14 protein-coding genes are annotated in these 15,145 nt (G+C 43.1%); 8 read left to right on the forward strand and 6 right to left on the reverse strand.

Translation table 11 applies throughout. The features are described 5' to 3' along the window. The first annotated feature begins 9 nt into the window (after window positions 1–9). Window positions 10–603, forward strand: a complete 594-nt coding sequence (locus FTV13_RS07595) for a threonine transporter RhtB (RefSeq protein WP_166134737.1) — start codon at window positions 10–12, stop codon at window positions 601–603. Window positions 604–628: 25 nt separating this feature from the next. Here the strand turns inward: FTV13_RS07595 and FTV13_RS07600 are convergent, their stop codons facing one another. Next, window positions 629–1,267 carry a DedA family protein gene (locus FTV13_RS07600; RefSeq protein WP_034704672.1) on the reverse strand — a complete coding sequence of 213 codons (639 nt, stop codon included), beginning with the start codon at window positions 1,265–1,267 and terminating at the stop codon, window positions 629–631. 481 nt (window positions 1,268–1,748) lie between these two features. Here FTV13_RS07600 and guaA point away from each other — a divergent pair, with 481 nt between their 5' ends. Together guaA and FTV13_RS07610 are read left to right on the forward strand one after the other, a co-directional pair. Continuing rightward, complete coding sequence (guaA, locus tag FTV13_RS07605) at window positions 1,749–3,317, forward strand: glutamine-hydrolyzing GMP synthase (protein ID WP_180011589.1); 1,569 nt, start codon at window positions 1,749–1,751, stop codon at window positions 3,315–3,317. 93 nt (window positions 3,318–3,410) lie between these two features. Next, complete coding sequence (locus FTV13_RS07610; RefSeq protein ID WP_004780654.1) at window positions 3,411–4,343, forward strand: restriction endonuclease; 933 nt, start codon at window positions 3,411–3,413, stop codon at window positions 4,341–4,343. 52 nt (window positions 4,344–4,395) lie between these two features. Here the strand turns inward: FTV13_RS07610 and FTV13_RS07615 are convergent, their stop codons facing one another. Beyond that, window positions 4,396–5,463 (reverse strand): GGDEF domain-containing protein, encoded by a 1,068-nt coding sequence (locus FTV13_RS07615; RefSeq protein WP_373687237.1) that lies wholly within the window; start codon window positions 5,461–5,463, stop codon window positions 4,396–4,398. Window positions 5,464–5,778: 315 nt separating this feature from the next. Then, window positions 5,779–7,131: a GGDEF domain-containing protein gene (locus tag FTV13_RS07620; RefSeq protein WP_159124121.1), complete on the reverse strand. Its 1,353-nt coding sequence runs from the start codon at window positions 7,129–7,131 to the stop codon at window positions 5,779–5,781. Between the two features lie 495 nt (window positions 7,132–7,626). Between FTV13_RS07620 and FTV13_RS07625 the strand changes: the two genes are divergently transcribed. The 3 genes from FTV13_RS07625 to FTV13_RS07635 all read left to right on the forward strand — a co-directional run bounded on the left by FTV13_RS07625 (window position 7,627) and on the right by FTV13_RS07635 (window position 9,778). Next, on the forward strand, window positions 7,627–8,574 hold the full coding sequence (locus tag FTV13_RS07625) for a pirin family protein (RefSeq protein ID WP_180011639.1): 948 nt from the start codon (window positions 7,627–7,629) through the stop codon (window positions 8,572–8,574). Window positions 8,575–8,608: 34 nt separating this feature from the next. Next, window positions 8,609–9,007, forward strand: a complete 399-nt coding sequence (locus tag FTV13_RS07630; protein ID WP_180011591.1) for an OsmC family protein — start codon at window positions 8,609–8,611, stop codon at window positions 9,005–9,007. Window positions 9,008–9,127: 120 nt separating this feature from the next. Further along, on the forward strand, window positions 9,128–9,778 hold the full coding sequence (locus FTV13_RS07635) for a glutathione S-transferase (protein WP_180011593.1): 651 nt from the start codon (window positions 9,128–9,130) through the stop codon (window positions 9,776–9,778). 52 nt (window positions 9,779–9,830) lie between these two features. Here FTV13_RS07635 and phoR read toward each other — a convergent pair whose 3' ends face one another. The 3 genes from phoR to FTV13_RS07650 all read right to left on the reverse strand — a co-directional run bounded on the left by phoR (window position 9,831) and on the right by FTV13_RS07650 (window position 12,838). After that, entirely contained in the window at window positions 9,831–11,189 is a 1,359-nt protein-coding gene (gene phoR / locus FTV13_RS07640; protein WP_004780666.1) for a phosphate regulon sensor histidine kinase PhoR, read from the reverse strand. A gap of 24 nt (window positions 11,190–11,213) precedes the next feature. Beyond that, window positions 11,214–11,924, reverse strand: a complete 711-nt coding sequence (gene phoB / locus FTV13_RS07645) for a phosphate regulon transcriptional regulator PhoB (protein WP_180011595.1) — start codon at window positions 11,922–11,924, stop codon at window positions 11,214–11,216. 221 nt (window positions 11,925–12,145) lie between these two features. Beyond that, window positions 12,146–12,838: a TetR/AcrR family transcriptional regulator gene (locus FTV13_RS07650; protein ID WP_179992733.1), complete on the reverse strand. Its 693-nt coding sequence runs from the start codon at window positions 12,836–12,838 to the stop codon at window positions 12,146–12,148. A 219-nt stretch (window positions 12,839–13,057) separates the two neighbouring features. Here FTV13_RS07650 and FTV13_RS07655 point away from each other — a divergent pair, with 219 nt between their 5' ends. Beyond that, window positions 13,058–13,906: an SDR family oxidoreductase gene (locus tag FTV13_RS07655; protein ID WP_180011597.1), complete on the forward strand. Its 849-nt coding sequence runs from the start codon at window positions 13,058–13,060 to the stop codon at window positions 13,904–13,906. Between the two features lie 185 nt (window positions 13,907–14,091). Then, window positions 14,092–15,033, forward strand: a complete 942-nt coding sequence (locus FTV13_RS07660; protein WP_171505607.1) for a TauD/TfdA family dioxygenase — start codon at window positions 14,092–14,094, stop codon at window positions 15,031–15,033. Window positions 15,034–15,145 lie beyond the last annotated feature (112 nt).

The raw sequence follows: 15,145 nt of genomic DNA on the forward strand, positions 1-15,145 counted from the left end.
TTAACCACCATGATTGAAAACTGGCTCTTTGTTTTTGCAACAATAGCAGTGCTGATGATCCCTGGACCTGCCAATGCATTGGTGGCCAGTTCTGCCTATCAGCAGGGAACAGCCAAAACCAGTCTGTATATTCCCGTCATTCTGGTGGGGTATTTATATGCGATCAATGGGTGGGCTCTGCTGGTTCATCTGTTTTCACCAATCTGGCCGAGTTTTCAGGAACTGGTGCATGTGCTGAGTGCAATCGGTGTGGGCTGGATGACCTTCCATTTATTCAAGGCTCGGCAACTGGAACAATATAATCAGAGTCATCCTCAAATCCGTCCCTGGCAGATGTTTAAGGGAACCCTAAAAAATCCCAAAGCAGCGCTTCTGGCAACCGGAATCTTACCGCTCTCTACTTGGGAAAGTCCGAGTAACTTTGTTCTGATCTTTGCCATTTTTACTGGGATTGCCTTGCTGGTTGCGTTGTTCTGGATGATCTTCGGACAGGCGATTCTGGCGGGAGAGTCGGCAAAAAGAAAAGCCGACCTGATTTATAAAGGGTCGGCTCTGTTTTTACTGCTTTGTCTGGTGCCCTTGCTGATTAATTGGCTGGAGTAAATGTTCACTCAACACTTCTAGGCTTTCAGGCGATTTTATTTTTCTTAAGTTTCTGCTGAATAAAGCCAATCACACCTGGCATAACACTTAAAATAATGATGCCAAAAATCAGATGAGTGAAATTATCTTTGACGATTGGCATATTGCCGAATAGATAACCCAGGATCACAAACGAACTGATCCAGAGAAAGCCACCGATCATATTGTAAGTCAGGAAATATTTGTAATTCATACTTCCCGCACCGGCAACAAAAGGTGCAAAGGTACGTGCGAAAGGAATGAAACGGGCAAAAATAATGGTTTTACCACCGTGTTTCACAAAGAACTGCTGGGTAGCCAGCAAATGCTTTTTATTAATAAAACGTGATTCAATCTCAAATACACGTGGCCCAATATATTTACCAATATGATAATTCAGGGTGTCGCCCAGCACTGCCGCAGTGAACAGTAGCGGAATCAGTACCCATGGATCCATAGCACCCGTTGAAGCCGCAAGCGCACCTGAAGCAAATAACAGACTGTCTCCCGGCAGGAACGGCATCACCACCAGTCCCGTTTCAACAAAAATAATCAGGAAAAGAATGCCATAAATCCAGATGCCGTAATTGGTAATGAATTCGAGCAGGTGATCATCAACGTGGAGGATAAAATCAAGCAGTTCCATAGGGAAAAAACAAGCGAAAAGGTGATCAAATCCTAACAGTCTGGGGCATGAAAGTCAGTACCGAAAAGGAAAATAATTGCCTGCTCATCCCTGATGGGTGAATTAAAAATTTATCTTACAAACTAGCGGTGAATTCCTGCGAAAACAGGCTTAGCATGAAAACGTCATTAAAATAAAAATCAAAAGGTGGCTCCCATTTTCAATCCTAAACGCTATCAAATGAAGACAGTGATAGAGATAGATGAAATAAACTTTCAATAGCCACTTAACTGGCCGATCCTAAAATATTCAAATTCAAATAGCGTAAATACGCTGAATTCCGTGGAGAGAAGGGAAAGCTCTCTTGCTGAATCGAAAGCTTAATTCTATTTAAAGAAATAAACCGCTTAATTATTATGCTGATGGGAATAGTGTGCTTAAGCCTAATAAAAATGCTAGAATACGGCGCTTATCTTTCGTTTGCCTTTCATAGTTGTTTGTCATGACTACCAATACTCAAATTACTGAAGATCGTATCCTGATTCTGGATTTCGGTTCTCAATATAGTCAGCTCATCGCACGTCGTGTCCGTGAAGCTGGTGTATATTCTGAAATGTATGCCTATGACATGTCTGAAGAAGACATTCGCGCATTTAATCCAAACGGTATCATCTTGTCTGGTGGACCTGAAAGTGTTCACCTGGAAGGCAGCCCGCGTGCGCCGCAAGTGGTATTTGAGTTAGGTGTACCTGTACTGGGTATCTGTTATGGCTTGCAAACCATGTGTGAACAGCTTGGCGGTAAAGTTGAGCCAGGTAGTGTACATGAGTTCGGTTATGCAGAAGTGGATATCGTGGTACGTGACCAGCTGATTGGTCAGCTGCAAGACCGTGAAAACCAGCTGCATGTCTGGATGAGTCATGGTGACAAGGTTGCACGTATTCCAGAAGGCTTCCAGGTGACTGCAAGCACGCCAAGCTGCCCGATTGCCATGGTGTCTGATGAAACTCGCCGTTTCTATGGGATCCAGTTCCACCCTGAAGTAACACATACTTCGAAAGGTGCAGAATTACTGTCTAACTTCGTACACCAGATTTGTGGGTGTCGTGGTCTGTGGACACCAGAACATATTATTGACCTGCGTGTAGAACAGCTTCGTGCACAGATTGGCAATGAAAAAGTATTGTTAGGTCTTTCAGGTGGTGTCGATTCATCGGTTGTAGCGGCACTTCTACACAAGGCAATTGGCGATCAGTTGACTTGTGTATTTGTAGACAACGGTCTGCTTCGTTTGAACGAAGGCGATCAAGTGATGCAGATGTTTGCAGACAACATGGGGATCCGCGTGATCCGTGCTGATGCTGAAGATCGTTTCCTTTCTGCATTGGCTGGAGAAGTTGATCCAGAGAAAAAACGTAAAATCATCGGTCGTGAATTTATTGAAGTCTTTGCTGAAGAAGCGCGTAAGCTCGATGGCGTAACCTTCCTTGCACAAGGTACGATTTATCCAGACGTGATTGAATCTGCTGCCAGCAAACAAGGCAAGGCACATGTCATCAAGTCGCACCACAACGTAGGTGGCTTGCCAGAAGATTTGGCATTTGACCTGGTTGAACCATTGCGTGACCTGTTTAAAGATGAAGTACGTAAATTAGGTACGACTCTAGGCTTGCCACACAGCATGATCTACCGTCATCCGTTCCCAGGTCCAGGCCTTGGTGTTCGTATCTTAGGTGAAGTGAAAAAAGAATATGCAGATATTCTTCGTCTTGCTGATGACATCTTCATGCAAGAGCTTCGCGCAAGCGGTTGGTACGACAAAACTGCTCAAGCCTTTGCCGTATTCCAACCAGTGAAATCTGTGGGTGTGGTCGGTGATGGCCGTCGTTATGCATGGGTAATTGCACTTCGTGCAGTTGAAACCATCGACTTCATGACAGCTCGTTTTGCACATCTGCCATATGACTTGGTTGACCGTATTTCTACACGTATCATGAACGAAATTGCTGAAGTTTCTCGTGTGGTGTATGACGTTTCATCTAAGCCACCAGCAACAATTGAATGGGAGTAATTTTCTAACGAAAATTACCTATAAAAAAGAGCGCTTAGGCGCTCTTTTTTTCATTTATACTCAAGAAAAATTAATTCTTAAGCTAAAAAATATATGTCATTACCTACTTATGATCAGTTAATGCTGCCTTTGATGAAATTATTATCAGAAATAGAAGGGCCAATTAAAATTTCAGATGCCGCCAATATCCTAGCTGAGCGTTCTGGCTTACCTGAAGAAGATCTAAATAAGGTACTACCAAGTGGTAAAAATATATTTAAAGATCGAGTTGCTTGGGCAAAGACATACTTAGTCAAAGCAGGTTTAATTCATCAACCAAAACGAGCATATTGTGAAATTAGCGATTTAGGAAGAAAAATTGATTTAAAAAACTTAGAAGCAATAACTAATGAATTTCTAGCACAGTTTGATGGATTTATAGATTTTAAATTTGGAAAGAAAAACGAAGAGGGATTAGAGGTCGAAATTTTAAAAAATTTTGAAAACTCAAATAAATTACAAGAAACACAAACACCTGAAGAAACAATTCAGACTACGACTGAATTATTAAGGTTCAATTTGAAAAGTGATTTACTTCAAATGGTAAAGGAAAAGTCTCCTTCATTTTTTGAGAGACTTGTTGTAGATCTGCTTGTTGCTATGGGCTACGGTGGTTCACATCAAGATGCAGCCCAAGCAATTGGTAAAACTAACGATGGTGGAATTGATGGAGTCATCAGTGAAGACCGATTAGGGTTAGATAAAATTTATATTCAAGCAAAACGTTGGGAAAATACAGTAGGACGTCCTGATATTCAGCAGTTTAAAGGAGCTTTGGCGGATCAGGTTGCCAAGAAAGGCGTATTTATTACTACTTCTAATTTTAGTAAAGAGGCAATTGAATCTGCAAAGAAGTCGGGAATTGTATTAATTGATGGTGATAAGTTAACGTCTTTAATGATTGAATTCGGTTTAGGCGTACAAATAGAACGTAGTTTTCATATCTATAAAATTGATCAAGATCGTTTTGATGAAGATAATTTTTAACTCATAAAAAAGAGCGCTTCGGCGCTCTTTTTTATTATTTTTCAAATGACATTTAAGCCGGTTTAACCTGCCAGTTTTGAAGTTCTCCAAGCAAACCTTGGTCAAGTTCAGGATCATAACACTCGACCCGGTTCCGGCCATTGGCTTTAGCCTGATACAGGGCAATATCAGCCTGTTTAATCAACGCCATTAAATCCGTTTCACTACTTTCCAGAATGGCCGCACCTATTGAAATGGTGAAATCGAGACGATGGCCAAGTTCCAGATCGACCACAATATTCTCGATTTTGTGTCTTAAACGCTCGGTAATTTTTAACGCATCATCTAGTGAAGTTTCAGGCAGGCATGCGATAAATTCTTCACCCCCATACCGTGCCAGCACATCATGGCGTCGCATTTCATTGCGTGTAGTCTGTGCAATCATCTGCAATACCTGATCTCCAACATCATGCCCATAACGGTCATTGATCTGTTTAAAGTGATCGACATCAAAGACCAGCAAACTGATTGGAGCAGGCTGTTTGAGATTCTTTTGGATCAGCTGTTGCACCAGATATTCAAAACAGCGTCTATTATTCAGGCCTGTCAGCGAATCAGTATGGGCGAGATTTTCAAAGGTCTGACGATGATATTCATTCAGGGTATGTTGCAGGAATACTAAACGGGATTTTAGTGTAGAACTCCAGCTGATATATAAACTGAAGGTCAATACCGGCATATAGATCAGGGAAAACAAGAACATCTGATACAGATCAGCTTGGGTATTGAAATACACACCAATATAAATCACCAGTGTAATCAGACCGGAATTAATTAGGCTAGGCCAGAAGCGGATCTGTACACATAAATTGGCCAGGACAATAAATACCAGTGAAGCATATTGATAAATGAGCGTATGCGGACTTTCAGACTGGTTTAGATTAAAAAACCAGATTGCACTTGCTCCGATAATCGAGGTCGGCAACAGCAGGTCAAATACAGGCAAATTCCGGTAAAAATGATACATCCAGATGGTTATCAGCACGATCACCAAGGTATAGCCTAGTTTGGTCAGAATGAGCAAATTCATAATGTCATTCAGTACCAGAATATCGGCAAGGGTGTAGGAGGCATATGCCACCTGTGCAAATAGGTTTACCTACAACAAATATTTTAGAGTGAGCTGTTTCTGATGCCTAAAGTAGGCAGGTTTTAAAGACCCAGGAATACGAACAAGAGGATCGTGAAGGGCATCCTGAAGCAGGAGGCGAGCTTCTTCTTCATATTTATCTGGCATATCGCCTTCCCACATTAAATCCAAAGAAATGAATAAGATGAATATTTATATTTGTATGAAAAATATTCTATTCTTTTAGAAATTATTTGAAAAGCATCACAAACAGATTTAGGCCTAATTCTTAAATTCTTGTCTAATAATCTTGATTTTGCTATCAGATTACAAAGCAGACCAAGACTGTTTCGCTTTATGATGAGCGCCAGACTGCTCCTGTTTATTCAAAGGTTTAAATACATTCCAGGGATTTGGAGAGAGCGGTTTAGTCGGTTGCAGCATATTAGGATGATAGACCCTAATCCGGTTTCTTCCCGCTTTCTTAGCTTCATAAAGCGCAATATCTGCATGCTTAATCAGGTCTTCAAGCTCCTGTTGCGGAGATTCAAGTTCAGCAATACCAATAGAGATCGTGAACTGGATTTTCTGGTCGGGATTGATGTGCATCACCTGCTTTTGAATCGAACAGCGAATCCGTTCTGCAATCATCAGGCAGTCCTGTAGCTGGGTATCTTCCAGCAAGGCAATAAATTCTTCTCCACCAAAACGTGCCAGTACATCGCTAGAGCGCATTTCTTTACGGGTAATTTCAGCAATCAGTTGTAGCACCCGGTCACCCACATCATGGCCATAGTTGTCATTGATTCTCTTGAAATAATCGACATCAAACATCAATAGGCAGGTGCTGGCAGGCTTTGGCCATTGATGGATTGAACGTTCCGCCATATCCACAAAATGACGACGATTAAATAACTGCGTCAGATCATCAGTATGAGCAAGATTTTTTAAGGTTTGATAGTTCCATTCATCCAGCAAAGTGCGTAAAAAAGAGCGCCGTATGTTGATAATATTATTCCAGTTGATATAAATACTAAACGCCCAGAGAGGCGTGAAAACAACGGCGAAAATAAAGGCCTGCGATAGACTCATGAGATGAGTCACCCCAATCATGATAAACAGGGCGATAAAAATAGAACAATACAGCGCACCCTTAAACTCGGTCTGTACACAGAGATTGGTAATTAAAACAAAGATCGCAGAGGCATAGATATAAGTTGACACATGCGGGCTACTCGACAGCAGGAGCAGGCTAATCCAGGTCGCTGCAGCCACAGTCGTGCCCACAGGCAAAATCATGTCCAGAACCCGGATATTCTTTTGATGCTTAAACAGGTAATAGCAGCAAAACATGACAGCAATGACCAGTGATACCCGGATCAGGCCAGACAGGAAAAACATGTCAGGAATAATAAAAATATCGGCAAAGAAATACAGCAAAAAGGCGATCTGCGCCATGTAATTAATCTGGCGAAGATTTTGATGACGATGCACATAAAGATAGTTATAAAAGTACTGCTGGAATTGCGCAGGAATAGGTGCAGCGCGATGTACAAGCGCATCTTCAATTAACTGGCGATTTTGCAGATCACATTCGGCCAACTTTAATGATCTATCTGTGGTCGAGTTTTGAAAAGACATATTCGCCGTTGAATATATATTTTCATTCGAGGATGACATGTCCTGATCCAATCTTATTTTTATTGGGTCCTATTATGGACCAAATGAATAAAAAAAAATCTCCCTAGAATCAGGGGGTAGTACGAATTTTAAAAAGAAAACGTAACAAAATTTTTGTTTTGTAAATATGAAGCTATACGGATCACATTTTTATAGATTGCTGATTTTAATCATTTATATCAATAAAAATAGGCGTTTCACGTGAAACATGAGTATGATGAATAAGTTGATTTAAACGAACTGATGTAAGGTGCTTGAATGATTATATGATTCATCACCAAGATCTTGATTACAGGATTTGGAAGACTGAAGCCTTTAAGTATTTGAACTGTTCTGATGAGTAGCACATTTTATACGTATCGAAATATTTCCAAAGATAGATTTTGTGGGTAGACGCGGTACATTGTTCTATGAGGTAGACATCTTGTAATGATCACGGAAAGATGTCTTGATGCAGCATACAGCCAGAATGAACTTGCCGAGGTCAGCTCAACCATGTCGAATAATAATGATATTGAACTGTCAAATTCAGATGATTGTGAAAAGTATATCAATCAGTTCATACAGGAAGTTCCTTTACGGCGTGCAGAAATCGGGCAGGGAACAGTCATTAAACGCGCCTTGCCGAGTCGGCATAAACGCATGATTGGCGCCTGGTGTTTTCTGGATCATGCCGGTCCTACTCAGTTTCCTCAGGGAGATGGTCTGGATATCGGACCGCATCCGCATATTGGCCTGCAAACTTTTACCTGGATGATTGAAGGCACCATGATGCACAGTGACAGTCTGGGTAACCGGCAATTGATCCGGCCGAAACAGGTTAATCTGATGACTTCAGGCTATGGCATTTCGCATACAGAGGTTTCACCGGAAACTGAAACCAAGATGCATGCAGCACAGCTCTGGATCGCCCTACCTGATGACAAGATCAATATGGCTCCGGCGTTTGATCATTATCCGCAATTACCCGTGATCGAAGAACAAGGCATTCAATGTACGGTCCTGGTCGGGGAATTCCTGGATACACTATCACCAGTTAAAGTGCATACCGAACTTTTGGGTGTGGATCTGTTTGCTGCTGAAAGTACCCGTGCCCATTTGAGTTTAGATCCAAGATTTGAATATGGCTTTATGGCCCTTGAGGGTCTGGCAAGTATTAATGGGCATGAACTGACCGAAGATAATATGGTGATTCTTGAGCCTGGATTACAGCATGTGGATGTTGAAATTCATGCGCGTGGACGAGTTTTGCTGATTGGTGGAGAGCCGTTTGAAAGCCCTATTTTATTGTGGTGGAATCTGGTAGGTCGCGATGTGGAAGAACTGAAGCTGGCCCGTGAACAGTGGATGATGGGGCATCCGCGTTTTGGAACTATTCCTAGTTATGATGGGCCGCGCATGGAAGCACCGGCATTTCCAGAACATATGCGTGCTTCTCGATAAATCTTTCATATAACCATAAGACTAAAGGATCAGTATGGCCCGTATCGCAATTGCCAAAATACAGAGCTTAACCATACCGTGGCAGGGAGAAATCAGTCATGGTCAGCATCATTATCTGACCGATAAACCGGAATCCTTCGGCGGGCAGGATGCAGGTCCTGCACCTTATGATCTGCTTTTAGGCAGTCTGATCTCTTGCACCATGATTACGTTGCGCATGTATGCCAAACATAAGGACATTGAACTGGGCGACTTTCAGGTTGAAGCAGAATTCTTTGCCAATAAAGAAGGGCAGGAATGGATTGAACGACGCTTAAGTTTTGATATTACTCATGATTCGGCTTTGCAGCAGAAAATTCTGGAGATTTGTGCCAAAACCCCGGTGACCAAAACCCTGTTACGCAGTCTGGAGATCCGCACTAACCTGATTTAAGCTAAAAGAGGGTACGCTATATCCGGTAGGGAAAATGTAAGTAGACTGATAAACTCTTTAGTTAGAGCCAGACTTTTTGCTATGCTCACGCAGTAATAACAATAAAATCATGAGTCTAATATGCGTGTTTTACATCATCTCGAACAATCAAGATCATTTCGAATCATGTGGGCCTTGGAAGAGCTGGAACTTGATTATGAGATCAAGTATTACAAACGCCTGCCTAACTATTCTGCTCCGCCTGCTTTGAAACAGGTTCATCCTCTGGGTAAAGCCCCGATTCTGGAAGATCAGAATCTGGTACTGGCTGAGTCTGCCGCCATTCTGGAGTATCTCCAAGAAACCTATGATTCGACCCATCAGTTTCAGCCGATCAGTGCTGAGAACAAGGCGCAATACCGCTACTGGATGCATTATGCAGAAGGGTCTTTGATGCCTTTACTGGTCATGCAGCTGGTGATGACCAAAGTTCCTGAGCAAGTGCCATTTCTGGTTCGTCCCATGGCTAAAACAATTTGTGAAGGGGTAAAAAAGCAGTTTGTACAAAGCCGTCTAAAAGACCATATCCAGTTTCTGGAAGATCATTTAAGCCAGCATGAATATTTTGCCGGTCGTTTCAGTTTTGCGGATATCCAGATGAGCTTCCCACTTGAAGCCATGCAAAGCCGTACCGGTAAAAGCTATCCGGCGATTCAAGCCTATCTGGAACGAATCTCGCATCGTGCGGCTTATTTCCGGGCCTTATCCAAAGAGCAGGCATTAAAGTCTTAAAGCCTTCGCTAAAAAAGAAAAGGTGCGACTTGCACCTTTTTTTATTTTTGAATCAGTCCGGGAAACTGAGGCGTTCTTTAGGGAAAATCACCTTAAAGGTGGATCCCTGATTTTCACGGGAATCAATTTCGAGCTGGGCCTGATGCTGCATCAGTACATGTTTCACAATCGCCAGTCCCAAACCTGTACCACCGGTACGGCGGCTACGGTCAGAATCTACCCGGTAAAAACGTTCGGTCAAGCGAGGCAAGTGTTTAGGATCAATCCCAATTCCGGTATCTTCTACAACAAAATAGGCCGATTCACCATCATCATGCCAGCCCATGGTCACGGTTCCACCTTTAGGCGTGTACTTGATGGCATTGGTAATCAGGTTACTGAAGGCACTGGCAATTTCCATATCTGAGCCGATCAGGTCACAGTGACTATCAATATCCAAGTTGAGGGTATGGCCATAATCCACGTTATAGGCTTGCGCATCATCAAACAGCTGGTTCATCAGATTAGGCATGTCAATAATCTGGTTCTTGGCAATATTCTTGTCATTTTCCAGACGGGATAGCAGCAACAGGTCATTGACCAGTGCATTCATGCGACGGGTCTGGGATTGCATCTGGTCAAAGGCGCGTTTCCAGCGCGGGCTAATATCTTCCTGATCGGTAAAGGTTTCGATATAGCCGCTGAGCACAGTTAAAGGTGTACGCAGTTCGTGCGAAATATTATCGACGAAGTCCTTACGCATCTGTTCCAGATTATGCATCCGGGTCACATCATAAGCGACCAGTAAGCGGCTTTCACCGCCAAAACGGGTCATTTTGATTTGGACATAATGATCTTCGAATATCGAAGACTTCATTTTAAGGCCATCAGGTGCATCATCAATATGATGATAGTAATCAATGAAATTTGGCTGACGTAACAAACTCAGGATATTACGGCCGCGATCTTCCTGACCAATCCCTAGTAAACGTCCTGCCGCCGGATTCCACCATTCAATCTGCTGGTTTTCATCAATCAGCACTACAGCTTCTTGAAGGGCGACTAGCGAGGATTGTGCACGGTCAATCAGCTCGACCATTTCAGCCTGAACAACGCGTTCCTGACGCTGGGCCCGATAAACATTGAACAGTAAAGCGCCCCAGATTCCGTTGATATTTGGCGGTACATCATAGGGACGGTTCGAGATCCATTCATTGACCAGGTAGAGTGAACGCAACTGTGTACCAAAAAAGGCAACAAAGGCCAGAACGATACAGATCCAGAAATAACCGATGCCTAGGCCAATACAACTGGCAATGACCAGGAAGAGAAGAAGGAGACGTAAATCTTGCTTGGCAAAATCCCATAAGCTGCTGTAACGAAGTCTTTTGTGCTCGTGTGACAGTTCGGGAACAGGATAGGGCTCATACATAAAACGAGATTTACCTAAAAATAATTAACCGAGTGCAACATCGACACGGGTCGAGAAACGGTAACCGGTGCCACGCACAGTTTGTACATAGCGGTCAGCGCCATAAGGTTCGAGTACCTTGCGCAGGCGACGGATATGCACATCAATGGTCCGGTCTTCAATATAGACGTTGCCACCCCAAACCTGATCCAGCAACTGCGCACGGGTATAAGCACGTTCCGGATGGGTCATGAAAAATGCCAAGAGACGATATTCAGTGGGTCCCATGTCCAGTATAGTATTGCCAAAATTCACACGCTTACTGACTGGATCTAATACCAATCCATTAGCATCAATGGATTTTTCACCACTGAGGGCATTGGAGCGACGTAAAACAGCTTTAATACGTGAAACCAGCTCACGGGTCGAAAACGGCTTGGTCATATAGTCATCGGCACCGGCGTCCAGTCCCTGAACTTTATGATCTTCTTCACCACGCGCAGTCAGCATGATGACAGGAATTTCAGACAGGTTTTCATCACGTTTCAGACGACGACATAGATCGACACCACTGACGCCACCCGGCATCATCCAGTCCAGCAAAATCAATGCTGGACGCTGGTCCACAATCATTTGATGAGCCTGCTTGGCATCTTCTGCCTGTAAACATTGAAAGCCTGCCATATCCAGAGCAGTGTGGATCATTTCACGAATCGGCAGTTCATCATCAACAATTAGAATGTAGTCATCTTTCACAGCGCAATACCCTATTTCATGCAAACGGTGGACCGTTTTATATTTATGACAGGCTTATTACAAAGATTAATTATGACAGTATCATTGCAGAATAGGTAGTTCCGGGGCCTTTCGCAAAGATTTGTCACAATTTAAGCTGTTATTTTATAAGAGGGTCTTAATTCAAAATCTTGTAGATCACTGAGAGCTAGATCTACATAGACCTTATCCTGATTTAAAAATTATCTAACCGGATCCGCCGGTTTTTCTGTACCTAAAGTGTCTAATAAAGCAAAGAACACCAAGCTACAGGAAGACAGAATTTCTTCCAGTGACTGTTTAAAGCCGCTCATGACCCAGCGAATCGCAATTTGGGTGACATAACCATTAAGTCCGGTCGAGACCAGAGAAATCTCTCGTTCAGAACGATTCAGGTTCGGCATCATCAGCATGACAAAGGCCTGAATCATACGGTCGAAACGGCCCATGGTTTCATGAATCGTGGCCTGATTATGCAGTTCTTGAACCAGCATCGCATCGATATAAATAATTCGTGCCATACCCGGATTGTCACGTAAGGTCGTCAGCAAGGCAGTCAGACCGGCTTCGATCATTTTCTTTGGATCAGAAGAAGCCTGCATCATGGCTTGCATGACATTCTGCTGTAACTGGTCAATCAGCTTGAGGAAAATAGTCTGGAACAGATGTTCGCTTTTCTTAAAGGATTCATAAAAATAACGTTCAGTCAGTTTGGCTTCGTTACAGATATCCTTCACAGTGACCGAAAAGAAACCATGACGACCATACGCCTCGATTCCGGCCTCAATCAGCTTTTCACGACGTGCCTGCTGACGCTCAGCCATGGAAAGTCCTTTAAACTGGCGTTCCTTACTTTTACTTGCTAGTTTTTGTCCTGAATTTACTGCATCCGTCATAAAGACCATAGACTCATGTGCTTGAGATTTTAAGTATCTTATCAATAAATCCGGCTTTGACCTATGCTGAAATTCAAGCTTGAAAATTGGCCCGTAGAGACATGCTGGAATTATTGACAATATGGATTGTCAAAACTATATTGAAACAATGTGCTGTATCCCTATGCGACAGAAAAACAGGCTGTCATGGAAGGGCAGTGTTTTAATCAAGGAAATTCAATGAAAAATTTTCATAATAAAGTCGCGGCCATTACTGGCGCAGGTTCAGGTATCGGCCAGCAACTTGCAGTGCTTTTAGCAAAGCAGGGCTGTCATTTAGCACTCAGTGATGTGAATGAACAGGGTCTGGCTAAAACAGTTGAGCTGCTACAAGGTACTGATGTTCGTGTCACGACCAAAAAGGTTAATGTGGCTAATCTGGAAGAAATGCATGCTTGGGCCGCTGAGGTCGAGAAAGATCATGGCAGCGTGAATATGATTTTTAACAATGCTGGTGTTGCCCTTGGTTCTACCGTAGAAGGCGCCAGCTATGAAGAGCTGGAATGGATCGTCGGCATTAACTTCTGGGGCGTGGTCTATGGCACCAAAGAGTTCCTGCCTTTAATCAAGAAAACCGGTGATGGTCATGTCATTAATATTTCCAGCTTGTTCGGTTTAACTGCCCAGCCAACCCAGTCCGCTTATAATGCCACTAAATTCGCTGTGCGTGGTTTTACTGAATCCTTGCGTCAGGAACTGGATATGGAAAACTGCGGCGTAAGCGCACTCTGTGTACACCCAGGCGGAATCCGTACCAATATCGCCATTGCAGCGAAAATGAATGACAGTATTCGTAGTCTGGGAATGCACCCGGAAAAATCTGCACAGAATTTCAATAAGCTGCTGCGTTGTCCACCGGAAGAAGCAGCCCGTCAAATTCTGGACGCGGTGCAAAAAGACAAACGCCGTCTGCTGATTGGGAATGATGCTAAAGCAATTGATTTAATCCAGCGCCTCATGCCAACTGGCTATCAGAAGGTCACGGCTTTAGCTACCCGCCTTGGCAAGCAGAAGAAAAAGTCAGCTTAAAACGATCTGATCAAAGCCCGCGTAAGCGGGTTTTTTTATGCCCGAAAACTTAAGCAGCTAAAGTATTTTATAAATCAAAAATGGTGCATAAGAATGTCAATAAATTGACAGCGTTAGATAAGCCGATTCGGCATGATGATTTCACAGACCGAAGGTCGACATAATTATAGATAGAGGAAATGATCATGGCTTATGAATACAAACACATCCAGGTTCAACCAATTGGTGGCCGTATCGGCGCTGAAATCCAGGGCGTAAAACTGTCAGCGGATTTGGCTGATGAAGTGGTGAATGAAATCAACCAGGCATTATTGCAGCATAAAGCGATCTTCTTTAAAGATCAGCAACATCTGGATGATGTCGCTCAAGAAGCCTTTGCAGCACGTTTAGGCACGCCGTTAAATCACCCGACTGTGCCGGTAAAAGATGGCTCTGCACATATTCTGGAAATTGATTCACGTGGTGCACGTGCAGACAGCTGGCATACGGACATCAGCTTTATTGATGCTTATCCAAAAGCTTCTATTCTTCGTAGCGTGGTTGCACCCGCAGTAGGTGGCAATACCGTATGGGCAAATACAACCGCTGCCTACAATGATTTACCTGAAGAACTGAAAACACTGGCGGATAGCTTGCGTGCGATTCACAGCAACAACTTTGACTATGCTGCAAAAGTCAGTGTTCCAAAAGAAGCTTTGGAAAAATATAAAAACTACTTCAATTCAACTGAATATGAAACTGAACATCCATTAGTACGCGTTCATCCTGAAACAGGTGAAAAAACCTTGTTATTGGGCCATTTCTTTAAGAGCTTCGTCGGTTATAGCTCAAGTGAATCACGCCGTTTATTCGACCTGTTCCAAAGTTATGTAGAGAAGCTGGAAAATATTGTCAGCTGGCGCTGGAGTGCAGGTGATGTGGCGATCTGGGATAACCGTGCAACGCAACACCGTGCGATTAATGATTATGGTGACCAGCACCGTGTAGTACGCCGTGTAACTTTAGAGGGTGATGTGCCAGTCGGTGTGGATGGCCGTCCAAGCCGTGAACTGCGTAAAGATGTCAAGCAGGACATTAGCAACTTCCGCTATAACAGCGAAGACGGTATTTATGAAAAAGTTTCATAAGTAATTCTTATTCAATTGGAAACTTTGCATATAAATAGCTAAAGAATCAAGAATAAATGATTCGCCAGTCATTAATGATCCATCTAATATTTAAATAAAATATAGGGTGGAT

The organism is Acinetobacter sp. YH12235 (genome assembly GCF_013417705.1).
Classification (GTDB): domain Bacteria; phylum Pseudomonadota; class Gammaproteobacteria; order Pseudomonadales; family Moraxellaceae; genus Acinetobacter.

What these genes read in the sequence shown, in the direction of transcription:
- FTV13_RS07650 (WP_179992733.1), bottom strand. Translation starts at nt 12,838, where the DNA reads ATGACGGATGCAGTAAATTCAGGACAAAAACTAGCAAGTAAAAGTAAG.
- FTV13_RS07595 (WP_166134737.1), top strand. Translation starts at nt 10, where the DNA reads ATGATTGAAAACTGGCTCTTTGTTTTTGCAACAATAGCAGTGCTGATG.
- FTV13_RS07630 (WP_180011591.1), top strand. Translation starts at nt 8,609, where the DNA reads ATGGCCCGTATCGCAATTGCCAAAATACAGAGCTTAACCATACCGTGG.
- FTV13_RS07635 (WP_180011593.1), top strand. Translation starts at nt 9,128, where the DNA reads ATGCGTGTTTTACATCATCTCGAACAATCAAGATCATTTCGAATCATG.
- FTV13_RS07655 (WP_180011597.1), top strand. Translation starts at nt 13,058, where the DNA reads ATGAAAAATTTTCATAATAAAGTCGCGGCCATTACTGGCGCAGGTTCA.
- FTV13_RS07600 (WP_034704672.1), bottom strand. Translation starts at nt 1,267, where the DNA reads ATGGAACTGCTTGATTTTATCCTCCACGTTGATGATCACCTGCTCGAA.
- guaA (WP_180011589.1), top strand. Translation starts at nt 1,749, where the DNA reads ATGACTACCAATACTCAAATTACTGAAGATCGTATCCTGATTCTGGAT.
- FTV13_RS07625 (WP_180011639.1), top strand. Translation starts at nt 7,627, where the DNA reads ATGTCGAATAATAATGATATTGAACTGTCAAATTCAGATGATTGTGAA.
- phoR (WP_004780666.1), bottom strand. Translation starts at nt 11,189, where the DNA reads ATGTATGAGCCCTATCCTGTTCCCGAACTGTCACACGAGCACAAAAGA.
- FTV13_RS07660 (WP_171505607.1), top strand. Translation starts at nt 14,092, where the DNA reads ATGGCTTATGAATACAAACACATCCAGGTTCAACCAATTGGTGGCCGT.
- FTV13_RS07610 (WP_004780654.1), top strand. Translation starts at nt 3,411, where the DNA reads ATGTCATTACCTACTTATGATCAGTTAATGCTGCCTTTGATGAAATTA.
- FTV13_RS07620 (WP_159124121.1), bottom strand. Translation starts at nt 7,131, where the DNA reads ATGTCATCCTCGAATGAAAATATATATTCAACGGCGAATATGTCTTTT.